The sequence below is a fragment of the Kitasatospora sp. NPDC056327 genome, from assembly GCF_042261735.1.
GTDB lineage: Bacteria > Actinomycetota > Actinomycetes > Streptomycetales > Streptomycetaceae > Kitasatospora.
Genome location: NZ_JBHJRC010000153.1, coordinates 1 through 18,958, shown reverse-complemented (window position 1 = coordinate 18,958; position 18,958 = coordinate 1). Strand labels below are relative to the sequence as shown.

Here is an 18,958-nt window from a genome sequence, read left to right as displayed (position 1 = left end):
CCCCTCGCACCGCGGGGGCTCCCCGCCCCGTCGCCGCCCCGCCGGCCCCGCCCCGACGCCGACCCGCTGTCACCGGCCGGCGCGGGCGGGCCGTCCGCCTCCCCGGCCTCACGGGTGCCCGGGGAGGCGGACGGCCAGCAGCGCCAGGTCGTCGTGGCCGTCGCTGGGGTGGTGGTCGGCGAGGAAGCGGACCAGATCCTCCAGCGGGAGACCGGCGTTGGCCGCGGCGAGGTCCGCCAGCGTGGCCAGGCCCTCGTCGATGCCGTGGCCGGGGTGCTCGACGAGACCGTCGGTGAAGAGCAGCACCGTGGAGCCGGCGGACAGCGCCCGGCGGTGGTCCGGCCGGCGCAGGGCCGGATCGATGCCGAGCGGGACGCCCGGCTCGCCGTGCAGGTACTCGGCACGGCCGTCGGGGCCCAAGAGCAGCGGCGGCGGGTGCCCCGCGGTGCTCCAGTGCAGGGCCCAGCCCTCGTCGCCGGCCTCGATCCGTGCCAGGCACGCCGTGGTGACCGGCAGGTCGGTGATGGCGTGCACGGTGTGGTCGAGCTGGGTGAGCACGGTGCTGGGCGGGGAGCCGCGGTCGTAGAGGAGGGCACGGAGCATGTTGCGGGCCTGGGCCATGGCCGCCGCCGCCTTCAGGTCGTGCCCGAGCACGTCGCCGATGACGGCCGCGCAGGACCGGTCGGGCAGCAGGACGGCGTCGTACCAGTCCCCGCCGACGCCGGCCGGTTCGGCCGCGGTCCGGTAGACGGCCGCCGCCGAGAACGGCGAGAGGTCCGGCAGGGTGGGCAGCAGCATCCGCTGGAACTGTTCGGCGCTGTCCCGGACGGCGCCGAACAGGCGCGCGTTCTCGATGGCGATCCCGGCGGCGCCGGCCAGGGCGCGCACGATGTCCTCGTCGTCCTGGTCGAACGGCCGGCCGTCGCGTCGCTCGGAGAGGTAGAGGTCGCCGTAGATCTCGCCGTGCACGGCGACCGCCACGCCGAGCAGGGTGCGCATCGGCGGGTGGCCTGGCGGGAAGCCGACCGAGGCGCGGTGGGCGGAGATGTCGTCCACCCGCAGCGGCTCCGGGTGGTGGATCAGGTGGCCGAGGACGCCGAACCCGCGCGGGAAGTCCGTCCCGGCGAGCGCGGCGTGCTCCTCCACGGACAGGCCCGCGGTGATGAACCGCTCCAGGCGCTCCCCGCCGGGGGCGAGGACGCCGAGCGCGCCGTAGCGGGCGCCCACCAGGTCCATCGCGGCGGTGACCATCCGGTGCAGCACGGTCGGCAGGTCCAGCCCGCCCCCCATCGCCAGCACCGCCGACAGCAGGCCCCGGAACCGGTCCCTCGCGCCCGCCAGCGCGCTCAGCCGGGCGGCGAGGTCCTCCAGTTGGGGGTCCGGAGGCGAGTCCGGACCCGGCGGTTCCTCCTCGTCCGAGGGGGACGGCGGTTCCGCTCCGGGGCTCACTGCGTCGTCTCGTTCATCCCGGCCAACGGTACGCAGGCGAGCCCGGCCGGGCCGGGAGCACACGCGCGGGGTGCCGTCCCGGAGGTCCGTCCGGTGTCCGGCCTCCGGTGTCCGGTGCGCCGTCGTCCGGGGCCCCGGCACCGGCCCGGAAGGGATCGGCGTCAGCGGGGAAGGCCCATGGTCCGGGAGATCAGGGCGTCGAAGGCGCGGTCGGGCAGCAGGCGCCGCAGGGCGATCAGCGGGCGCGCGCCGAACCCGGTGGCGTAGCGGGTCCTGGGCCGGCGCGCCGTGACGGCCCGGCCGATGGTGTCGGCGATCACGCCGGGCTGCGACATGCGCCCCGCCATGCTCTCGGAGCGCATGGCGGCGGCCACCGCCCGGGCCTGGGCGGCGTAGGCGCCGCCGGTGGAGGACTTCTCCAGCCCGTCGGCGGCGATGCCGCTCCACTCGGTGGCGATGCCGCCGGGCTCGATGACGACGACGTCGATCCCGAAGGGCCGGACCTCGATCCGCAGGCAGTCGCTGAGCGCTTCGAGGGCGAACTTGGTGCCGTGGTACCAGCCGCCGAGCGGAGTGTGGATCCTCCCGCCCATCGAGGTGACGTTGACGACCGTTCCGCTGCGCCGCGCCCGCATGTGGGGCAGCACGAGCTGGGTCAGGCGGACGGCGCCGAAGACGTTCACGTCGAACTGACGGCGCGCCTCCTCCAGCGGGACGTCCTCCAGCGCGCCGTACGAGCCGTAGCCGGCGTTGTTGACCAGGACGTCGATGCGGCCGGTCCCGGCGATGACGCGCTCGACCCCGCCGCGCATGGAGTCGTCGTCGGTGACGTCCATCGCCAGCGGGCGCAGGCCGCGTTCGGCGAGCCGGTCGAGGCGGTCGGTGCGGCGGGCCGCCCCGTAGACGGTGAAGCCGAGGCCGATCAGCCGGAGGGCGGTCGCCTCGCCGATGCCGGAGGAGGCGCCGGTCACGAGGGCGGTCCTGGCGGTCTGGGTGCTCATGGGAGTTCCTCATCGCTGGGCGGGGCGGGGTCGTCGCCTCCACGGTAGGCGGCCGGCCCCGCCACCTGACCGCGGCACGGGAGCGGGAGACGGGACCGCGGCACGGGACCGGGACCCGCCCCGGGCGGAACGGGAGGAGCGGTCCGGACGACTCGCTCGTTCGGAGCAGTACGCCTCCGCTCCCGCCGCGCCCGGCGGCTCACGCCGAGGGCAGGCGCGGCGTGCGGGGCGGCTCCGTCCGGCGGTCGCCCGTCGCCTCGAAGGCGGCGGCGAGGGTGAGCAGGGCGTTGTCGTCGTAGGCGCGGCCCGCGAAGGTCAGGCCGACCGGCATGCCGATGTCGGCCATGGTGCCCATCGGGGTGGTCACGGTCGGGATGCCGAGGTGGCGGGGCACGAGGTTGCCGTTGGCGACCCAGACGCCGTTGCGCCAGCCGAGGTCTGCGGACGCCTCGGAGACGTCCATGTCCGCCGGGCCGACGTCGGCGACGGTCGGGAACACCACGGCGTCCAGGCGCAGTTCGTCCATCCACTCCTCCAGGTCGATCCGGCGGGTCTCCTCCAGCCCGCGCAGGCCCTCCTCCAGGTGCGGCATGTCGGTGAAGGACGCGTACGGGCGCTCGCGCACGAAGCGCGGGTACTCGCCGATGGTGTCGTCGAAGCCGGCGTAGCGGTCGGGGAGGGCGCCGTCGTCCGCGGGCCAGATGCGGCTCCCGTCGACCTCGGTCAGGGTGTCGAGCGCGGGGTCGCCGTTGGCGCGCAGGAAGTCGTCCCAGGCCCAGGCGGAGAGGTCCTCGATCTCGACGGCGAGGAAGTCCTGGCCGACCAGGCCCCGGGTGCGGAGGGAGGGCGCGCCGGGGCGGTCGGACTCGTAGTTGGTCACGACGGGGAAGTCCACCTCGACGACCTCGGCGCCGGCCGCCTCCAGGTCGCGGCGGGCCGCCTCCCACAGGGCGAGCACCGAGGCGCGGGTGTCGATGCGCAGGCCGGTCTGGCCGCCGATGCCGCCCTCGGGGTTGGTGCCGGCCAGGGGGTCGGCGTTGATGTACATCCGGGGGACGCCGACGCGCTTGCCGGCGAGCGCGGCGCGGGCCGCGGCCGGGCCGGCGGGGGCGAGCGCGGGGTAGGAGGCGGGGCGCACCGCCGACGCGGCGGGCAGGGGCACCCAGGGCTGGGCTCGCCACAGGTCGCCGCGGGTCTCCGGGTCGTCGGCGACGACGACGTCGAGGAGTTCCAGCAGGTCGGCCATGGTGCGGGTGTGCGGGACCACGACGTCCATGGTCGGGACGAGCGGCCAGTTGCCGCGCACCGAGATGACGCCCCGGCTGGGGGTGTAGGCGCACAGCGCGTTGTTGGAGGCGGGCGCCCGGCCGGAGGACCAGGTCTCCTCGCCGAGGCCGAAGGCGCCGAAGGAGGCCGCGGTGGCGGTGCCCGAGCCGTTGGAGGAGCCGGAGCCGTAGGCGCTGGTGAGCCAGTCGGCGCTGTAGGGGCTCTCGGCGCGGCCGTAGAGTCCGCGCTGCATGCCGCCGTTGGCCATCGGCGGCATGTTGGTGAGGCCGATGAGGACGGCGCCGGCGGCGCGCAGCCGCTCCACGGCGAAGGCGTCGCGCCGGGCGACGAGGTGCTCGAACGCCGGGGAGCCGGCGGCCGCGGTCAGGCCCTCGGCGAGGTAGCTGTCCTTGGCCGTGTAGGGGATGCCGTCGAGCGGGCCGAGGGTCTCGCCGCGGGCCCGGCGGGCGTCGGAGGCCTCGGCCTCGGCGCGGGCGTGCGGGTTCGTCACGACCACCGCGTTGAGCGCGGTGGCGGTGCCGGGACGGTCGTAGGCCTCGATCCGCGCGAGGTAGGCGTCGAGCAGCCCGACCGAGGTGGTCGCGCCCTTCTCCAGCGCTTCGCGCAGGTCGGCGATACCGGTCTCCACAACATCGAATCCACGCGTCATCGCGGTGTCTCCTGGGGGTCGGGTCGGGCTGCCTCTGCTGGAACGTTCCAGCAGGGGCACCTTAGACACTGCTGGAACGTTCCAGCAAGGTACGGCGGGTCCGCGCGCCGGACTCGGCCGGGAGCCCGGCGGGGGCGGCGTCTAGACTCCGGGCTGTGACCAGCCGCTCCGTGACCCTGATCGACGTGGCCCGGGCGGCCGGAGTCTCCAAGAGCACCGCCTCCAACGCGCTCGGCGGCTCCGGCCGGGTGTCCGAGACGACCCGCGCGCGCATCCGCGGCGTGGCCAGGGAGCTCGGCTACCGGCCGAACAGCGCGGCGCGCAGTCTGCGCCGGTCCAGTACCGGGGCGGTCGGCCTGCACCTGCCGCGCACCGCCACCCGCCTGGACTACTACATGAACCTCGCGTTCGGGGCGGTCGAGCGGGCCAGGGAGGACGGTCTGGACCTCGTCCTGCTCGCTCCCGGCACCGCGTCCGGCGGCGGACTCGCCGCCCGGGTGGACGGCCTGCTGGTGGTCGACCCCGAGGTCGACGACCCGGAGATCCCGGCCCTCCTGGACGCGGGCGTGCCGGTGGTCACCGGCGAGCGCTACCTCGGCGGCGGCGCGCAGCCCAGCGGCGTGGTGGTCTGCGACAACGCCGGGGCGCTGACCGCCCTGCTGGACCACCTCGCCGGGCGCGGCGCCCGGCGCCCCGCGCTGCTGGCCCCCGGCCCGGGGTCGGACTGGGCCGCCGCCCTGCGCGGGGCCGCCGCGGCCTGGAGCCGGGGCCGGGGCGTGGAGGTGGCCGTCCGGACGGTCCCGTTCGCGGCCACGCCGGCCGAGGCGGAGGCGGCCACCGCGGAGCTGATCGCGGGCGTCCCGGGCCTGGACGCGGTGGTGTGCGCCCCCGACGGCGCGGTCCCCGGCGTCCTGACGGGCGCGGCGCGGGCGGGTCTGCGGACGGGGACCGACCTGCTGGTGGCGGCCTGCGTGGACGGCGCGGCGGCGCGCGGTTCGAGCCCGCAGGTCACCGCCGTCGACCTGCGGGCCGCCGACTACGGGCGCGCGTGCGCGGCCCTGCTCGCCGACCTGCTGGCCGGGGCGGCGGAACCCGGTGTCGTCCGCCGCCACGCGTGGGAGCTGAACCTCCGGGCGTCGACCGCGGGCCGGCCCTGACCTCCGACCCCCCGCCTCCCGCCGCCGACCGTGCCCTGCCCGGTCGGCGGCCGCCGAACCGACCGGCCGTCAGAACCCTTGTGCCCCAGCCGAACCGGTGTGCGGACGGGTGGCGGGGCGGGCCGGGGCGGCCGCGGATCGGTGCTTCGAATTCGAAGCGGATCGGTGTACTGTGGTCCCATGAGTGAACCTCGCTGGCTGAACGACGCCGAGATGCAGGCCTGGACGGGATTCCTGGAGACGTACGAGCTGCTCTCCAGGCTGGTGGACCGCCAGTTGCGCGAGGACGGCGGGGTCACTCAGGTCCAGTACGAGATCCTCACCCGGCTCGACGAGAGCCCGGGCCGGCGCCGCCGGATGACCGAACTGGCGGACCTCATGGTCTGCTCCCGCAGCGGGCTCACCTACCAGGTGAGCCAGCTGGAGAAGGCGGGTCTCCTGAAGCGGGAGACCGACGTCAGCGACGAGCGCGGTGTCTTCGCGATCCTCACCGACGCCGGACTGGCGCTGCTGGAGCGCGCGGCACCGGGACACCTGAGGACCGTGCGGGACGGCTTCGTGGACGTCCTCAGCGAGGAACAGGTCGACCAGCTGGCCGACATCATGGCGGTGACGCGCAAACACCTGCGCGGAATCTCCGGACTCTGTTACGGAAACACCCCGCAGAAATAACCGGCGGCCGGCACCGCGAAGTGCCGTCCCGACACCGGAAAGCGGCCCGGAACAATTCGGCGCCGCCCGGTCCGGCTGCCCGGAAAGACGACTTCCCAAAGTATTCCTGAATCGTCCCAGAAGCCATGCGGAGCGCCGCGCACCCGGTTGTAGTGTCCGAACAGGACGCCGACGGAGGTGTCGCGACAGAAGGAGATCCGTGATGAGCACCGAACGGCACAGCACGCGTTTTGCCCGCGGCACGGCGCAGTTGACGGAATTGGGCGGGGACCGGGCGGTGGCGGTCGCCGAGCGGCTCCGGGAAACCGCTCCGGACCTCGGCCGGTACCTGGTCGAATTCGCCTACGGCGAGATCAACTCCCGCCCCGGACTGGACCTCCGCCAGCGGCAGCTGGTGAAGCTCGGCGCCCTCACCGCGCTCGGCGACACCAGGACGCAGCTGGGCTTCGAGATCGCCAACTCGCTGCACGTCGGCCTGACCCCGGCCCAGGTGGTCGAGGCGCTGACCCACCTGGAACTCGTGGTGGGCTTCCCGCGCGCGCTGAACGCGGTGGAGGCCGCCCGCGCCGTCTTCGCCGGGCTGGGCGTCGAGGCCGAGCCGCACGAGGTGGCGCCGGGCGCGGAGGACGAGCGCTACGCCCGGGGCTCCGACGTGCTGCGGGAGGTGGCCGGCGACCACGGGTTCGCGGTCATCGACGCGCTGAACGACATCGCCCCCGACCTCGGGAAGGTCATCGTCGAGTACGCCTGGGGCGAGGTCTACCCGCGGCCCGGCCTGGACTACCCGCAGCGGCAGCTCGTCACGCTGGGCGCGATGATCGCCTACGGCGACACCTTCAAGCAGCAGAAGACGCACCTGAACATCGCCCTGCGGCAGGGGCTGACGCCGCGGCAGCTGGTCGAGGTGCTGCTCCAGGCCTCGCCGTTCGTGGGATTCCCGCGCACCCTGAATTCCCTCGCGGCGCTGCGCGAGGTGTTCGCGGACAAGGACATCAGGCTCTGACCGGGCGGCGCCTGAACGGAAAAGGCCCCCCGTAGTGGTCAAGGAAAACCGAAGCAAGCACCCTGGAAGGTGAACCCCCATGCCTCTAGCGTTATTCGCCCTCGCCATCGGGGCGTTCGGGATCGGCACCACGGAATTCGTCATCATGGGACTCCTGCCGGACGTCGCCGACCAGTTCGGCGTGTCGATCCCGACGGCCGGCTACCTGGTCAGCGGCTACGCCGTCGGCGTCTTCCTGGGCGCCCCGCTGATGACGATCCTGGGCACCCGGGTGCCCAGGAAGCGGATGCTGATGCTGCTGATGGGCCTGTTCATCGTGGGCAACGCGCTGTCCGCCGCCGCGCCCGTCTTCGGGGTGATGCTCGCCGGGCGGGTGGTGGCCTCCCTCGCGCACGGCGCGTTCTTCGGCATCGGCGCGGTGGTGGCGTCGAGCCTGGTCGCACCGGAGAAGCAGGCCCGGGCGCTGGCCACCATGTTCACCGGCCTGACCGTGGCGAACGTGCTCGGCGTGCCGCTCGGCACGCTGGTCGGCCAGCACCTGGGGTGGCGGGTCACCTTCTTCGTGGTCGCCGGGCTCGGCGTGGTCGGCCTGCTCGGCGTCGCCAGGCTCGTCCCCGAGCTGGAGCGGCCGGAGGGCGTGCGGGTCAGGCACGAGCTGGCCGCCTTCGGCAACGTCCAGGTGCTGCTGGCGATGGGGATGACCGTGCTGGGCTTCGGCGGTGTCTTCGCCGCGGTCACCTACATCACGCCGATGATGACCGAGGTGACGGGCTACTCCGACTCGGCGCTGACCTGGCTCCTGGTGCTCTTCGGCCTCGGCATGGTCGGCGGGAACCTGGTCGGCGGCCGGTTCGCCGACAAGTCGCTGATGCGGATGCTGTACGCCTCGCTCGGTTCGCTCGCCCTGGTGCTCGCGGTGTTCACGGCGACCGCGCACAACAAGATCGCGGCGGCGGTCACCCTCGCCCTGATCGGCGCGCTCGGCTTCGCGACCGTCCCGCCGCTGCAGAAGCGCGTCCTGGACCAGGCCTCGGGGGCGCCGACGCTGGCCTCGGCCGTCAACATCGGGGCGTTCAACCTGGGCAACGCGCTGGCGGCCTGGCTCGGCGGCCTGGTCATCGACGCGGGCCACTCCTACACCTCGGCGAACTGGGTCGGTGCCGGGCTGGCCGGCTCGGCGCTGCTGCTCGCACTGCTCTCCAGCGGTCTGGAACGGCGGTCGGGCACCGGCGGGGCCCCGCTGCCCGCCGACGGGCCGCCCGGCCAGGCCGGACCCGTCGCCGCCGGGGCCGGCGAGGTCGCCGCGCAACCGGCCGCCAACCGCTGACCGGACCACCGACCGCACCACCGGCCGGGCCGCCCGCCCGACCGGACGGCCCGACCGGACGGCCCGACCTGACGGCCCGGCCGAACCGCCGTCCGCCGGCCGCCCGCGCACCGCCCCGCGCGGTCCGCGGGCGGCCGGCGGACGGACCTCCGTACGACGAAGCAACCACGTGACAAGCAAAGGCAGTTGACCCCATGACCGTACTCCGCAAGATCGGCACCTCCGACCTGGAGGTCTTCCCGCTCAACCTCGGCGGCAACGTCTTCGGCTGGTCCGCCGACGAGCCGACCTCGTTCGCGGTCCTCGACGCCTACGCCGCCGCCGGCGGCAACTTCGTCGACACCGCGGACAGCTACTCGATGTGGGTGCCCGGCAACCAGGGCGGCGAGTCCGAGGTCATCATCGGCAACTGGCTGGCCGCCCGCGGCAACCGGGACTCCGTGGTGGTCGCCACCAAGGTGAGCAACCACCCGCAGTACCGCGGGCTCGCGCCGGCGAACATCAGGGCCGCCGCCGAGGCGTCCCTGCGCCGGCTGCGCACCGACCGGATCGACCTCTACTACACGCACTTCGACGACCCGTCCGTCCCGGTCGAGGACATCATCACCGCGCTCGACGGGCTGGTGAAAGAGGGCAAGGTTCGCCAGATCGCCGCCTCCAACATCACCCCGGAGCGGCTTGAGGCCTCGCTGCGGTTCTCCGAGCGGGAGGGGCTGGCGCGCTACGTCGCGCTGCAGCCGCACTACAACCTGGTCTCCCGGGAGACCTACGAGGGTCCGCTGCAGACCCTGGCCGAGCGGCACGGCCTCGGTGTGCTGCCGTACTTCTCGCTCGCCTCCGGCTTCCTGACGGGCAAGCACCGGCCGGGCGGCGCGGTGGACAGCGCGCGGGCCTCCCGGGTGGCGGGGTACGTCGGCACGCCACGCGGCGAGCGGGTGCTCGCCGAGCTGGTGAGGGTCGCGGCCGCGCACCGCGCGGAGCCGGCCACCGTGGCGCTGGCCTGGCTGGCGGCGCAGCCCACGGTGGTCGGGCCGATCGCCAGTGCGCGGACCCTGCAGCAGCTGCCCGCGCTGCTGGCCTTCCCGGGCCTCACCCTGACCGGGGACGAGATCGCGGCCCTCACCGCGGCCTCGGCCTGAGCACTTCTCCGCCCACCGCCCCCGTGCGGTGGCATTCCCGGAGTTCGGAACGGACCCGCCGGCGGAAAGCGGCGGGTCCGTTCCGTTTATTCCCGCGGTCCGGTCATTGCCGGGGGGCTGCTGAAATGAATCCGGCGGCCCCGCGCCGGGCGGGGTGATCGCGCCGATACGCTGCGGAGTAAAACTGCCAAAGTCGTTCGGCGTGGGCAATGGTGGCGTGCGGACCGGCCGCACGGCCACTATTGTCGACAGTAGATCTTAATAGCATTTCATGGATTCGACCGGTACATCGCAAAGCTTCGCTAATGTTTCGCCGAGGGACTCCCCTCCGGCGTGCGGGCGATCCGTCCGGTCCGGCCGCGATCGCCGTGGATCCCGCCGGGGCGCGCCCCCCGGCCCGGACTCCGCCCCGCCCCGGACCGGCCCGTTTCACCGGGGGCGATTCCGGCCGGATCGGGGCCGGGGACCGGAACCTCCGGGTGGGCCCGGTCGTCCTATTGTTCACCTGGTTCTGGCACGGCGAATCCTTGACGAGGGATATTCCGATCAAGCGCGCCACCGGTACGGCGGCGTGGGGGATCATGGGGGGATCATCAACTTGCAGGCGATCGAAACAGGCGCGAGAACAATCAATGGCGACTCGCCGGCCGGTCTGGCCGAAGAGGCGTTCAGCCACCTGCACCGTGCTGACCAGCGTCGATGGGCCTGTGCCTATCTGACCGGGCTGCTCAGTGTCGACGGCAAGAAGTCGCTGCGGGAAATGGCCCGGGTCATTCCGTCGGTCACCAACGCCACGTACGGGCTCCAGCAATTCATCAACTCCAGCCCGTGGGACTGGATGCCGGCCCGGGACAAGCTGGCGGTCGTGGCGGACCGCCGGATGCCGGTCCGGGCGTGGACGGCGGGCATCCTGAGCATCCCGAAGCGCGGTGCCCACTCGGTGGGCGTCCACCGGCGGTTCCTGCCGCAGCTCGGCCGGGCCGTCAACTGCCAGGTGGCGGCGGGGCTCTTCCTCTCCTCGGAGGAGGAGAGCATCCCGGTGGACTGGACCCTCTTCCTGGACGAGAGCTGGGACGGCGCCGAGAACCGCCGGCGGGCCAGGATTCCCGCCTCGGTGGGCCCGCAGCCGCTGTGCATGAACGTGCTGGAGCTGGTGGACGTCATGCTCGGACGCTTCCCCGGGAGCAGCCTCCCGCTGGTGGCGGACCTCCGGACGGCCACCAACATCAGCCGCCTGGCCCTCGAACTCGGCCTGCGGGGGGTCGAGTTCGTGGTCGAGGTGGCACCCACCCAGCCGGTGCTGCCGACCGCGCGGCCGCGTGCCGTCGGCAGCGCACCGCAGCCGAAGGGCGTCTCCACCGCCGCCGCGGTCTGCGACCCGGACCCGCGGCACCCCGGTGCCACCGTGTCCGCGGCGGTCCGGCTGCCCGGCGCCGACCTCGGGGTCACGGCCGAGCGGACCTACCGGCTGCTCAGCCGGCGGACGCCGGCCGGCCGCGGCCGCTACTGGATCACCGGCATCCTCGACCGGCCGGCCGCCGAGGTGCTGGCACTGGCCCGGCACCAGGGGCGGGCCGACCGCGTCCTGCGGGAACTCGAACTCGACTACGGCGTCAACGACTTCGAGGGACGCTCGTATCCGGGGTGGCACCACCACATGACCATGGTCTCGGCGGCCTACCTGTACCGGAACCTGCTGGATCCGGGCGGCCGGGGCCGGGCGGCCCGCTGGTTCGACGCGGGGCGGCAGTACGCATGACCGACGAACGGGGGAGCACAGAAATGACCGAGTACGCGAAGAGACCGTCCACCGTCGTGGCCACCGTGGCGATCAGCGCCCTGCGGCCCGCCGACTCGCCGCGGGCGGGGGAGGTGGATCCGCAGCACGTCCGCAAGCTGATGACGGCCCGCGGGCTGCCGCCGATCGTCGCCCACCGTTCCACCATGCGGGTCATCGACGGCATGCACCGGCTGCGCGCGGCCGAGCTGCTGGGGCGTTCGGAGATCGAGGTCCTGTTCTTCGAGGGAACGGACGCCGAGGCCTTCGTCCTCGCCGTGCAGTCGAACGTCCGGCACGGCCTCCAGCTCTCGCGGGGGGAACGGTCGGCGGCCGCGCGGCGGATCATGACCTCGCACCCGGACTGGTCGGACCGGGCCATCTCGGTCGCCGCCGGGCTGTCGGTGAAGACCGTCGCGGAGATCCGCCAACGTGCAACTGGGGACATTCCACAGTTACACACCAGGATCGGGCTGGACGGCCGGGTCCGGCCGGTGGACGGCACGGCGGGGCGCCGGCGGGCGGCCGCGTTCATCCAGGCGCACCCGGACGCGTCACTGCGTCAGATCGCCTCCGCGGTCGGGATCTCGACCGGCACCGCGCGCAACGTCCGGGAGCGGCTGCGGCAGGGCGAGAGCCCCGTGCCGGCGGGGCGGGCCGGCCGGCCCGCCGCCCCGGACGACGCCGCCGGGGGTGCCGCGCCGCCGAGCCCGCTGGTGCCCCGGCAGCGCCGGGCCGGGCCGGACGACGGCGCCCCGCCCCCGGACGGCCCGCGCGGCGACGCCCTGCTGGCGCTGCGCCGGGATCCCTCGCTGCGCTTCACCGAGGCGGGGCGCCTGGTGCTGCGGCTGCTCGACAACCGGGCGCTGGCGGACGCGGAGGGGGACCGGGTGATCCGGGGCATCCCCCCGTACCGCCGCGGCACCCTGGCCGCCGCGGTGCGCGACTGCGTGGCGGTCTGGGACCGCTTCGCGCGGGAGCTGGAGCTGGCCGACCGGGGGGACTCCAGGCCGGCGTGACCCCGGGCGGGGAGAACTCCGCCGACAATTGAAAGGACCGCGTCAAAAGGCGTCGGCCGGATACCCGCCGGGTATCCGGCCGACGCCTTTTCCGAATGTCGTGGAAATCCCTGTCCCGGCGTTGTTGCACAGGGCCCCGGCCGTCCTATGTTTGGTGCGGAACGGAGGAGGTCGGGTGGTGAGCATGAATACGGATCAGCCGGAGCTGATCAATCGGGTCCCGATATCGGCGGAGGCCCGGGAATGGTTGGAGAAGGTCGCCGGAATAACCCCGGTGATCGAGAAGTTCCGCGACGAGGCGGAGCGCGAGCGGCGGATGCCGGTGCCGGTGTTCGAGGCGCTGGCCGCCGCCGGAATCCACCGCATGGTGGTGTCGGAGGAGTTCGGCGGCGCCCGGGTGGAGCTGCGGACCGCCGGCGCGGTGCTGACGGCACTGGCCCGGGTGGACGCCTCGGTGGCCTGGCAGATGGGTGTCCAGGCGGCGATCGCCCGGTTCTCCGACTACCTGCCGGAGGCGGTCTCCCGGGAGCTGTTCCGGGACCAGCCGGCGCTGGTGATCGGGTCGGTCAACCCGACCGGCCGGGCCGAGGCGGTTCCGGGCGGCTACCGGCTGAACGGGCGCTGGGGCTTCGCGAGCGGGTCGGCGCACGCCGCCTGGTTCGTCAGCGCGGCGGTCGTCACCGAGGACGGGCAGCCGCGCAGGGGGCCGTCCGGCGCTCCGGACATCAGGATGCTCTTCGTGCCGCGCGAGCGGGTCAGGATGCTCGACACCTGGTACACCCTGGGCCTGCGCGGCACCGGGAGCGAGGACTACCTGGTCGAGGACGTCTTCGTCGCCGACGCGTACGCGGTGGACATGGCGGCGATGGTCGCCGCCCCGCCCGCCCGGCCGTCGCGCGCCCACGCCGTCAGCTACTACGACTGGGGCCTCTTCGGCACGGCGGCGACCGCACTGGGCATCGCCCAGGGGGCGCTGGCCGCCTTCAAGGCCTTCGCCGGCGGCAAGACCCCCGCGCTGGGGCTGAGCACGCTGGCCGCGGGCCACGTCGTCCAGGAGCGGGTGGGCCGGGCGGAGATCCTGGTGCGCTCGGCCCGGCTGCTGCTGGAGGACGCGGCCTGGCACGCGTCCCGGCACGGCCGGGACGGCGGTGACGCGCTGAGCGCGACGCTCAGGCTCTCCGCCGCCACCGTCGCCGAGAACTCCTCGGCCGCCGTCGACCTGCTGTTCCGGCTGGCCGGCTCAAGTTCGATATACGCGGACAATCCGCTGGAACGGTATTTCCGCGACATGCATTCGGCCGAGAAGCACATCACGGTGTCGCCCACGAACATCGAGATGGCCGGCCAGTACCTGCTCGGCGGGGGCCTCAGTGTCCGCCGCTAGGAATTCGTACACCAGCTCTTTCGAACCGCAGGAAGGGAATTCCATGCACACCATGAAGGCCTTGCAGCTCATCGCCCCCCGCAAGACGATCCTGGCCGAGCTGGAGAAGCCGCGGGTCCCGGTCGACGGCCTGCTGCTCAAGACCCGGTGCGTCTCCATCTGCTCGACCGACATCTCCTTCTTCGAGGGTCACCTGTTCCCCTCCGAGTACCCGGTCGTGCTGGGCCACGAGTACCTCGGCGAGGTGGTCGAGGTCGGCGCCGCGTTCGACCACCCGGACATCGCGGTCGGGGACCGGATCGTCTACTGGGGCCAGACCGACTTCGGCGGCTTCGCCGAGTACCGCACGCTCCGGCCGATCTTCTCCGGCGAGGTGAAGGAGGACGTCTTCTGGGCGGACCGCAACTTCTCCGACGACCACCGGGCCGCCGCCGTGAAGATCCCGGACGACCTGGACGACCTCCAGGCCTCCTTCATCGAGCCGGTCACCGGCGCGCTGCGCTCGATCCTGGCCAACCCGCCGAGGATCGGGGACCGGGTCCTGATCATGGGCACCGGCCCGATCGGCATCATCGCCGGCAGCGTGATCAAGCGGCTGTTCGCACCCAACTCGGTGGTCTCGGTGGACGCCAACCCCGAGCGCAACGCGCACGCCGTCGAGCACTTCACCGAGCGGGCCTACCTGCCGGACGAGCTGATCGAGGAGGTGCCGGAGAACACCTTCGACTACGTCTTCGACGCCCTGCCCACCGTCAAGGTCGAGGACGAGCAGAAGGACCCGCGGCGGGTGGCGATGCGCAAGCTGAAGCCCAAGGGCAAGTACGTGCTCTACGGCGCCTCCCAGGAGATGCAGAAGTTCGACACCTGGCTGATGCTCGCCAAGGGCATCAACATCGTCGCCTCGCCGTTCGACGTCAGCGCCTTCCCGATGCACCACTCGGCCAACGTCATCCAGGCCGCCATGCAGATGCTGCGCTCGGGGATCGTCGACGGCCGGAGGCTGCTCTCCACCGTGCACAGCTTCGAGGACTACAACGGTCTGATCGGGATCTTCGAGAACTACCGGAACACCACCGACCTCAAGACGATCGTCGACTTCCGCGCGGCCTAGCCGGACCGCTCCGGACCGCCGGATCGGCCGAACGCCGGTACGGGCCACGGGAGTCCACCGCCGACTCCGGTGGCCCGCGCCGGGCGACCGAAACGAGGAACCTGCGTTGAACGATCCGACCACGCGACCGGCCCGCGCCGGGAGCTCCGACTTCGTCATCGTGGCCAACCGGCTGCCGGCCGTGCTCGACCGGGCCGCCGACGGCACCGAGCGCTGGAAGCGAAGCCCGGGCGGGCTGGTGAGCGCGCTGGAACCGTTCCTGCGGGCCCGCCGCGGCGTCTGGGTGGGCTGGCCCGGCGTCCCGGACGCGACCGTGGAGCCGTTCACCGACGGTGGCCTGCGGCTGCACCCGGTCCCACTGAGCTCCGCCGAGTTCCGCGACCACTACGAGGGCTTCTCGAACGCCACGCTCTGGCCGCTGTACCACGACGTGGTGGTGCCGCCGGCCTACCACCGCCGCTGGTGGGACTCCCATGTGCGGGTGAACCGGAAGTTCGCCGAGGCCGCCGCCGCGGCGAGCGCCCCGGGGGCGACCGTCTGGATCCAGGACTACCAGCTCCAGCTGGTGCCCGCGATGCTCCGCGAGCTCCGTCCGGACCTGCGGATCGGCTTCTTCCTGCACATCCCGTTCCCGCCCATCGAGCTGTTCCTGCAGCTGCCGTGGCGCCGGGAGATCGTCGACGGGCTGCTCGGCGCCGATCTGATCGGCTTCCAGCGGCCCGGCGGCGCAACGAACTTCCGCTGGCTGGCGGGGAGGCTGGCCGGCGCCCGGGAGACGGCGCCCGGAGTCCTGGGCCCGGCCGGCCCGGACGGCCCGACGGGCCGCGAGGTCCGGGTCGGCGCGTTCCCGATCTCGGTCGACGCCGGCGCGATCGACCGGCTCGCCCGCACCGGCGCCGTCCGGGAGCGCGCGGCCGAGCTCCGGGCCGCGCTCGGCAACCCCCGCCGCGTCGTGCTGGGCGTCGACCGGCTCGACTACACCAAGGGCATCGACCTCAGGCTGCGGGCCTTCCACGAGCTGCTGGCGGAGGGACGGATCAGCCCGGGGGAGGTGACCATGGTGCAGATCGCCACCCCGAGCCGGGAACGGGTGGACCACTACCGCCGGCTGCGCGAGGAGATCGAGCGGACGGTCGGCCGGATCAACGGCGAGTTCGGCCGGGTGGGCCGCCCGGCCGTGCACTACCTGCACACCTCGGTCGGCCCGGCCGAACTCACCGCGCTCTACCAGGCGGCCGACGTGATGCTGGTGACGTCGCTGCGCGACGGCATGAACCTGGTCTGCAAGGAGTACGTGGCCAGCCGGCACGACCTCGGCGGCGCCCTGGTGCTCAGCGAGTTCGCCGGCGCCGCCGCCGAACTGACCGGCGCCCACCTGGTCAACCCGCACCATCTGGAGGGCCTCAAGGACGCCGTCGAGGCGGCCCTCGACCAGCCCGCCGAGGAGGGCCGGCGCCGGATGGCCGAGCAGCGCGCCCACGTGCTGGCCCACGACGTGGACCACTGGGCGCGCACCTTCCTGGCGGCACTGGCCCGCGCCGACGACGACCGGCCGCGCACGGCCGCCCGGCGGGGCGGCGAGGACGGCCACGGCCCCGCACCCGGGACGGCCTCCGCGGAGCTGCCGGGCCCGCGACGGGCGGACGACCCGAACGACCCCGACCAGCGGTCCGACCACCGGTCGGAGCGAACGATCCGAAGGAACGAGTGATCCGCCATGTCCATGGAACTCGACGAATTCACACAGGCGATGGCCCGGGTGCCCGGGCCGGTGGCGGTGGCCACCACGGTCGACGCGGAGGGACGGCGCTGGGGGTTCACCGGCAGCTCGTTCAGCTCCCTGTCGCTGAGCCCGCCGCTGGTGCTCATCTGCCTCGACAAGGGGGCCAGCACCCACCGGGCGTTCGTCTCCGCCGAGCGGTTCATGATCAACATCCTGGCCGAGGAACAGGCCGGACTGGCCCGGCGGTTCGCCACCTCCGGCGTCGACCGGTTCGCGGCCGGGGGAGTCGAACCGCTGGAGCTCGGGCTGCCCGGCATCCCGGAGGCCGCCGCCCGGGTGGCCTGCACGCTCCACCAGGTGCTCGACGGCGGTGACCACTCCATCCTCGTCGGCCGGGTGGAGGCCGTCCACGTCGGCGACCGCAGCCCGCTGGTCTACTGCGACCGCTCCTTCCTGGGCCTGGTCGCGCCGCACGCGGCCGAGCGCGCCGCCGCCCGGTGAGGCACCGGTGTCCGCCGCGCCGGACCGGTCCCGGCCGAGGGTCGCCGTCCTGGGCACCGCGCACATCCACCTCGCCGACCACCTCGCGGTGCTCCGGGCGGACGGTGGCCCGGCGGCCGTCCTGCCCGACCCGCCCCCGTGGCGGGCGGACCTGCCCGGTGTCCGGTGGGCGCCGACCGCCCGGGCCGCGCTGACCGGCGCCGACGCGGCCGTGATCTGCTCCACCACGGCCCGGCACGGCGAACTGCTCCGCGAGACGCTGGCCGCCGGGGTGCCGGCGCTCGTGGAGAAGCCCCTGGCGGCGGACGCCGCACGGACCGCCCGGCTGATCGAGGAGATCGGCCGGGCTCCGGCGTCCGTGCCGGTGGCCACCGCGATGTTCCTGCGCTGCGCCCCCGCGCTGCGCCGGCTCCGGACCCTCCTTGCGGAGGGCCGCATCGGCGAACCGACCGGCGCCGGGCTGGCCTTCTGTCACCCCGGGCTCCCGGACGGGATCTTCGCCGGCCGGACCGGCTGGATGACGCGCCCGGAGCACGGCGGCACCGGGGCCTTCGCGGACCTCGGGATCCATCTGCTCGACCTGCTCCGCTGGCTGCGCCCGGACGCGCCGTTCGCGGTGCGCGGCGCGGTGCTGCGCCGCCGGCCGGGGCTCGCCGTGGACGCCGGCGGCACGGCGCTGCTCGACTGGGCCGGTGTGCCGGTCACCGTACGGGCGGACTGGACGACCCGGCCGGGCGGGCTGCGACTGCGCTTCGACGGCACGGAGGGCTCGGTCGCGGTCGACGGCGGCGCGGTGCTGCTCGCGGCGGACGGCCGGACCGCCGTGGAGGCGTACCGCCCGCCCGCGGCCGGGGACGCCCTGGTGGCCTTCCTGGCCGGACTGCGCGGTGACCGTGCGGCCTGGACGGCGCCCACGCCGGCGGACCTCACCGCCTGTGCGAGGGCGCTGGACGAGGTGGCGGCGCTGGCCGGGTGAACGCCGTGTGTCGCGGCGGCTCCGGGTGTTGCTTCGAATTGGAAGGATGTCTATAGTCGGAGCAGCGCTTCGAATTCGAAGCAGTATCCGCAACTCCCAAAGGGGAAACCGCACATGTCGAAGATCCTCGTCATTGGCAAGGGCAACGTCGGTGGCGCGCTGGAGGGTCGGTTCGCCGCCGCGGGCCACGAGGTCACCGCGGTGAACAGCGCCGTCGCCGCGGCCGAGGTCGCCCGGGACGCCGCTGCCGCCGACGTGGTGGTGCTGGCCGTGCCGTTCGCCGCGGTCGCCGGTCTCGACCCCGCGATCAAGTCGGCCCTGTCCGGCAAGGTCGTCATCGACGCCACCAACCCGCTGGCCCCCGACTACGTGTCGCTGACCGTCGGTCACACCACCTCGGGCGGCGAGGAGGTCGCCAAGGCGCTGCCGGGCGCCAAGGTCGCCAAGGCCTTCAACAGCGTGTTCGCCAACCACCTGGCGACCGGTGCCGTGAACGGTGCCAAGCTCTTCCTCCCGATCGCCGGCGACGACGAGGACGCCAAGAAGACCGCCCTGGAGCTGGCCACCGAGCTCGGCTTCGACGCGGTCGACGCCGGCCCGCTGGCCAACGCCCGCTACATCGAGCCCACGATCGAGCTGCTGATCCAGCTGGCCTTCGTGCAGGGCCAGGGCACCGGCATCGGCCTCACCCTCGTCCGCGGCTGAGACGCCCGGAACCGCCGACCGGGTCCGCCACGGGAGGACCCGGCAGGCGCTTCCCGGGAACGGCTCGGTCGCCAGGCG

General features: G+C 73.8%; 16 protein-coding genes. 13 read left to right on the top strand and 3 right to left on the bottom strand.

Annotation, left to right across the window (positions count from 1 at the left end; genetic code table 11):
• Positions 1 to 108 precede the first annotated feature (108 nt).
• The 3 genes from ACFCX4_RS21860 to ACFCX4_RS21850 all read right to left on the bottom strand — a co-directional run bounded on the left by ACFCX4_RS21860 (position 109) and on the right by ACFCX4_RS21850 (position 4,386).
• Positions 109 to 1,449, bottom strand: coding sequence for a PP2C family protein-serine/threonine phosphatase (locus ACFCX4_RS21860; RefSeq protein WP_376144884.1), 1,341 nt, complete (start codon positions 1,447 to 1,449; stop codon positions 109 to 111).
• A 161-nt stretch (positions 1,450 to 1,610) separates the two neighbouring features.
• Complete coding sequence (locus ACFCX4_RS21855) at positions 1,611 to 2,450, bottom strand: oxidoreductase (RefSeq protein ID WP_376144882.1); 840 nt, start codon at positions 2,448 to 2,450, stop codon at positions 1,611 to 1,613.
• A 199-nt stretch (positions 2,451 to 2,649) separates the two neighbouring features.
• Positions 2,650 to 4,386, bottom strand: a complete 1,737-nt coding sequence (locus ACFCX4_RS21850) for an amidase (RefSeq protein ID WP_376144880.1) — start codon at positions 4,384 to 4,386, stop codon at positions 2,650 to 2,652.
• Between the two features lie 155 nt (positions 4,387 to 4,541).
• On the opposite strand from ACFCX4_RS21850, the gene ACFCX4_RS21845 reads away from it, so the two are divergent.
• The 13 genes from ACFCX4_RS21845 (at position 4,542) to ACFCX4_RS21785 (ending at position 18,880) form a co-directional block, all read left to right on the top strand.
• Positions 4,542 to 5,543 carry a LacI family DNA-binding transcriptional regulator gene (locus tag ACFCX4_RS21845; protein WP_376144878.1) on the top strand — a complete coding sequence of 334 codons (1,002 nt, stop codon included), beginning with the start codon at positions 4,542 to 4,544 and terminating at the stop codon, positions 5,541 to 5,543.
• Between the two features lie 180 nt (positions 5,544 to 5,723).
• Complete coding sequence (locus ACFCX4_RS21840) at positions 5,724 to 6,215, top strand: MarR family winged helix-turn-helix transcriptional regulator (RefSeq protein WP_376144876.1); 492 nt, start codon at positions 5,724 to 5,726, stop codon at positions 6,213 to 6,215.
• 202 nt (positions 6,216 to 6,417) lie between these two features.
• Positions 6,418 to 7,218: a carboxymuconolactone decarboxylase family protein gene (locus ACFCX4_RS21835; protein ID WP_376144874.1), complete on the top strand. Its 801-nt coding sequence runs from the start codon at positions 6,418 to 6,420 to the stop codon at positions 7,216 to 7,218.
• Positions 7,219 to 7,297: 79 nt separating this feature from the next.
• Entirely contained in the window at positions 7,298 to 8,545 is a 1,248-nt protein-coding gene (locus ACFCX4_RS21830) for an MFS transporter (protein ID WP_376144872.1), read from the top strand.
• Positions 8,546 to 8,739: 194 nt separating this feature from the next.
• Entirely contained in the window at positions 8,740 to 9,684 is a 945-nt protein-coding gene (locus tag ACFCX4_RS21825; protein ID WP_376144871.1) for an aldo/keto reductase, read from the top strand.
• Between the two features lie 598 nt (positions 9,685 to 10,282).
• Complete coding sequence (locus ACFCX4_RS21820) at positions 10,283 to 11,443, top strand: IS701 family transposase (RefSeq protein WP_376144869.1); 1,161 nt, start codon at positions 10,283 to 10,285, stop codon at positions 11,441 to 11,443.
• Positions 11,444 to 11,466: 23 nt separating this feature from the next.
• Positions 11,467 to 12,480 carry a ParB/RepB/Spo0J family partition protein gene (locus tag ACFCX4_RS21815; protein ID WP_376144867.1) on the top strand — a complete coding sequence of 338 codons (1,014 nt, stop codon included), beginning with the start codon at positions 11,467 to 11,469 and terminating at the stop codon, positions 12,478 to 12,480.
• Between the two features lie 184 nt (positions 12,481 to 12,664).
• The gene (locus ACFCX4_RS21810) at positions 12,665 to 13,864 is read left to right on the top strand and encodes an acyl-CoA dehydrogenase family protein (protein WP_376144865.1); all 1,200 of its coding nucleotides are present in this window, start codon (positions 12,665 to 12,667) and stop codon (positions 13,862 to 13,864) included.
• Between the two features lie 52 nt (positions 13,865 to 13,916).
• Positions 13,917 to 14,975, top strand: coding sequence for a zinc-binding dehydrogenase (locus ACFCX4_RS21805; protein WP_376144863.1), 1,059 nt, complete (start codon positions 13,917 to 13,919; stop codon positions 14,973 to 14,975).
• Positions 14,976 to 15,081: 106 nt separating this feature from the next.
• On the top strand, positions 15,082 to 16,686 hold the full coding sequence (locus tag ACFCX4_RS21800) for a trehalose-6-phosphate synthase (RefSeq protein ID WP_376144861.1): 1,605 nt from the start codon (positions 15,082 to 15,084) through the stop codon (positions 16,684 to 16,686).
• Positions 16,687 to 16,692: 6 nt separating this feature from the next.
• A complete protein-coding gene (locus tag ACFCX4_RS21795) occupies positions 16,693 to 17,199 on the top strand; it encodes a flavin reductase family protein (protein ID WP_376144859.1) in 507 nt (168 codons plus the stop codon).
• 7 nt (positions 17,200 to 17,206) lie between these two features.
• On the top strand, positions 17,207 to 18,175 hold the full coding sequence (locus ACFCX4_RS21790) for a Gfo/Idh/MocA family protein (RefSeq protein WP_376144857.1): 969 nt from the start codon (positions 17,207 to 17,209) through the stop codon (positions 18,173 to 18,175).
• Positions 18,176 to 18,289: 114 nt separating this feature from the next.
• On the top strand, positions 18,290 to 18,880 hold the full coding sequence (locus ACFCX4_RS21785; protein WP_376144855.1) for an NADPH-dependent F420 reductase: 591 nt from the start codon (positions 18,290 to 18,292) through the stop codon (positions 18,878 to 18,880).
• Positions 18,881 to 18,958 lie beyond the last annotated feature (78 nt).

What these genes read in the sequence shown, in the direction of transcription:
- ACFCX4_RS21855 (WP_376144882.1), bottom strand. Translation starts at nt 2,450, where the DNA reads ATGAGCACCCAGACCGCCAGGACCGCCCTCGTGACCGGCGCCTCCTCC.
- ACFCX4_RS21850 (WP_376144880.1), bottom strand. Translation starts at nt 4,386, where the DNA reads ATGACGCGTGGATTCGATGTTGTGGAGACCGGTATCGCCGACCTGCGC.
- ACFCX4_RS21840 (WP_376144876.1), top strand. Translation starts at nt 5,724, where the DNA reads ATGAGTGAACCTCGCTGGCTGAACGACGCCGAGATGCAGGCCTGGACG.
- ACFCX4_RS21835 (WP_376144874.1), top strand. Translation starts at nt 6,418, where the DNA reads ATGAGCACCGAACGGCACAGCACGCGTTTTGCCCGCGGCACGGCGCAG.
- ACFCX4_RS21830 (WP_376144872.1), top strand. Translation starts at nt 7,298, where the DNA reads ATGCCTCTAGCGTTATTCGCCCTCGCCATCGGGGCGTTCGGGATCGGC.
- ACFCX4_RS21825 (WP_376144871.1), top strand. Translation starts at nt 8,740, where the DNA reads ATGACCGTACTCCGCAAGATCGGCACCTCCGACCTGGAGGTCTTCCCG.
- ACFCX4_RS21815 (WP_376144867.1), top strand. Translation starts at nt 11,467, where the DNA reads ATGACCGAGTACGCGAAGAGACCGTCCACCGTCGTGGCCACCGTGGCG.
- ACFCX4_RS21810 (WP_376144865.1), top strand. Translation starts at nt 12,665, where the DNA reads ATGAATACGGATCAGCCGGAGCTGATCAATCGGGTCCCGATATCGGCG.
- ACFCX4_RS21805 (WP_376144863.1), top strand. Translation starts at nt 13,917, where the DNA reads ATGAAGGCCTTGCAGCTCATCGCCCCCCGCAAGACGATCCTGGCCGAG.
- ACFCX4_RS21795 (WP_376144859.1), top strand. Translation starts at nt 16,693, where the DNA reads ATGTCCATGGAACTCGACGAATTCACACAGGCGATGGCCCGGGTGCCC.
- ACFCX4_RS21785 (WP_376144855.1), top strand. Translation starts at nt 18,290, where the DNA reads ATGTCGAAGATCCTCGTCATTGGCAAGGGCAACGTCGGTGGCGCGCTG.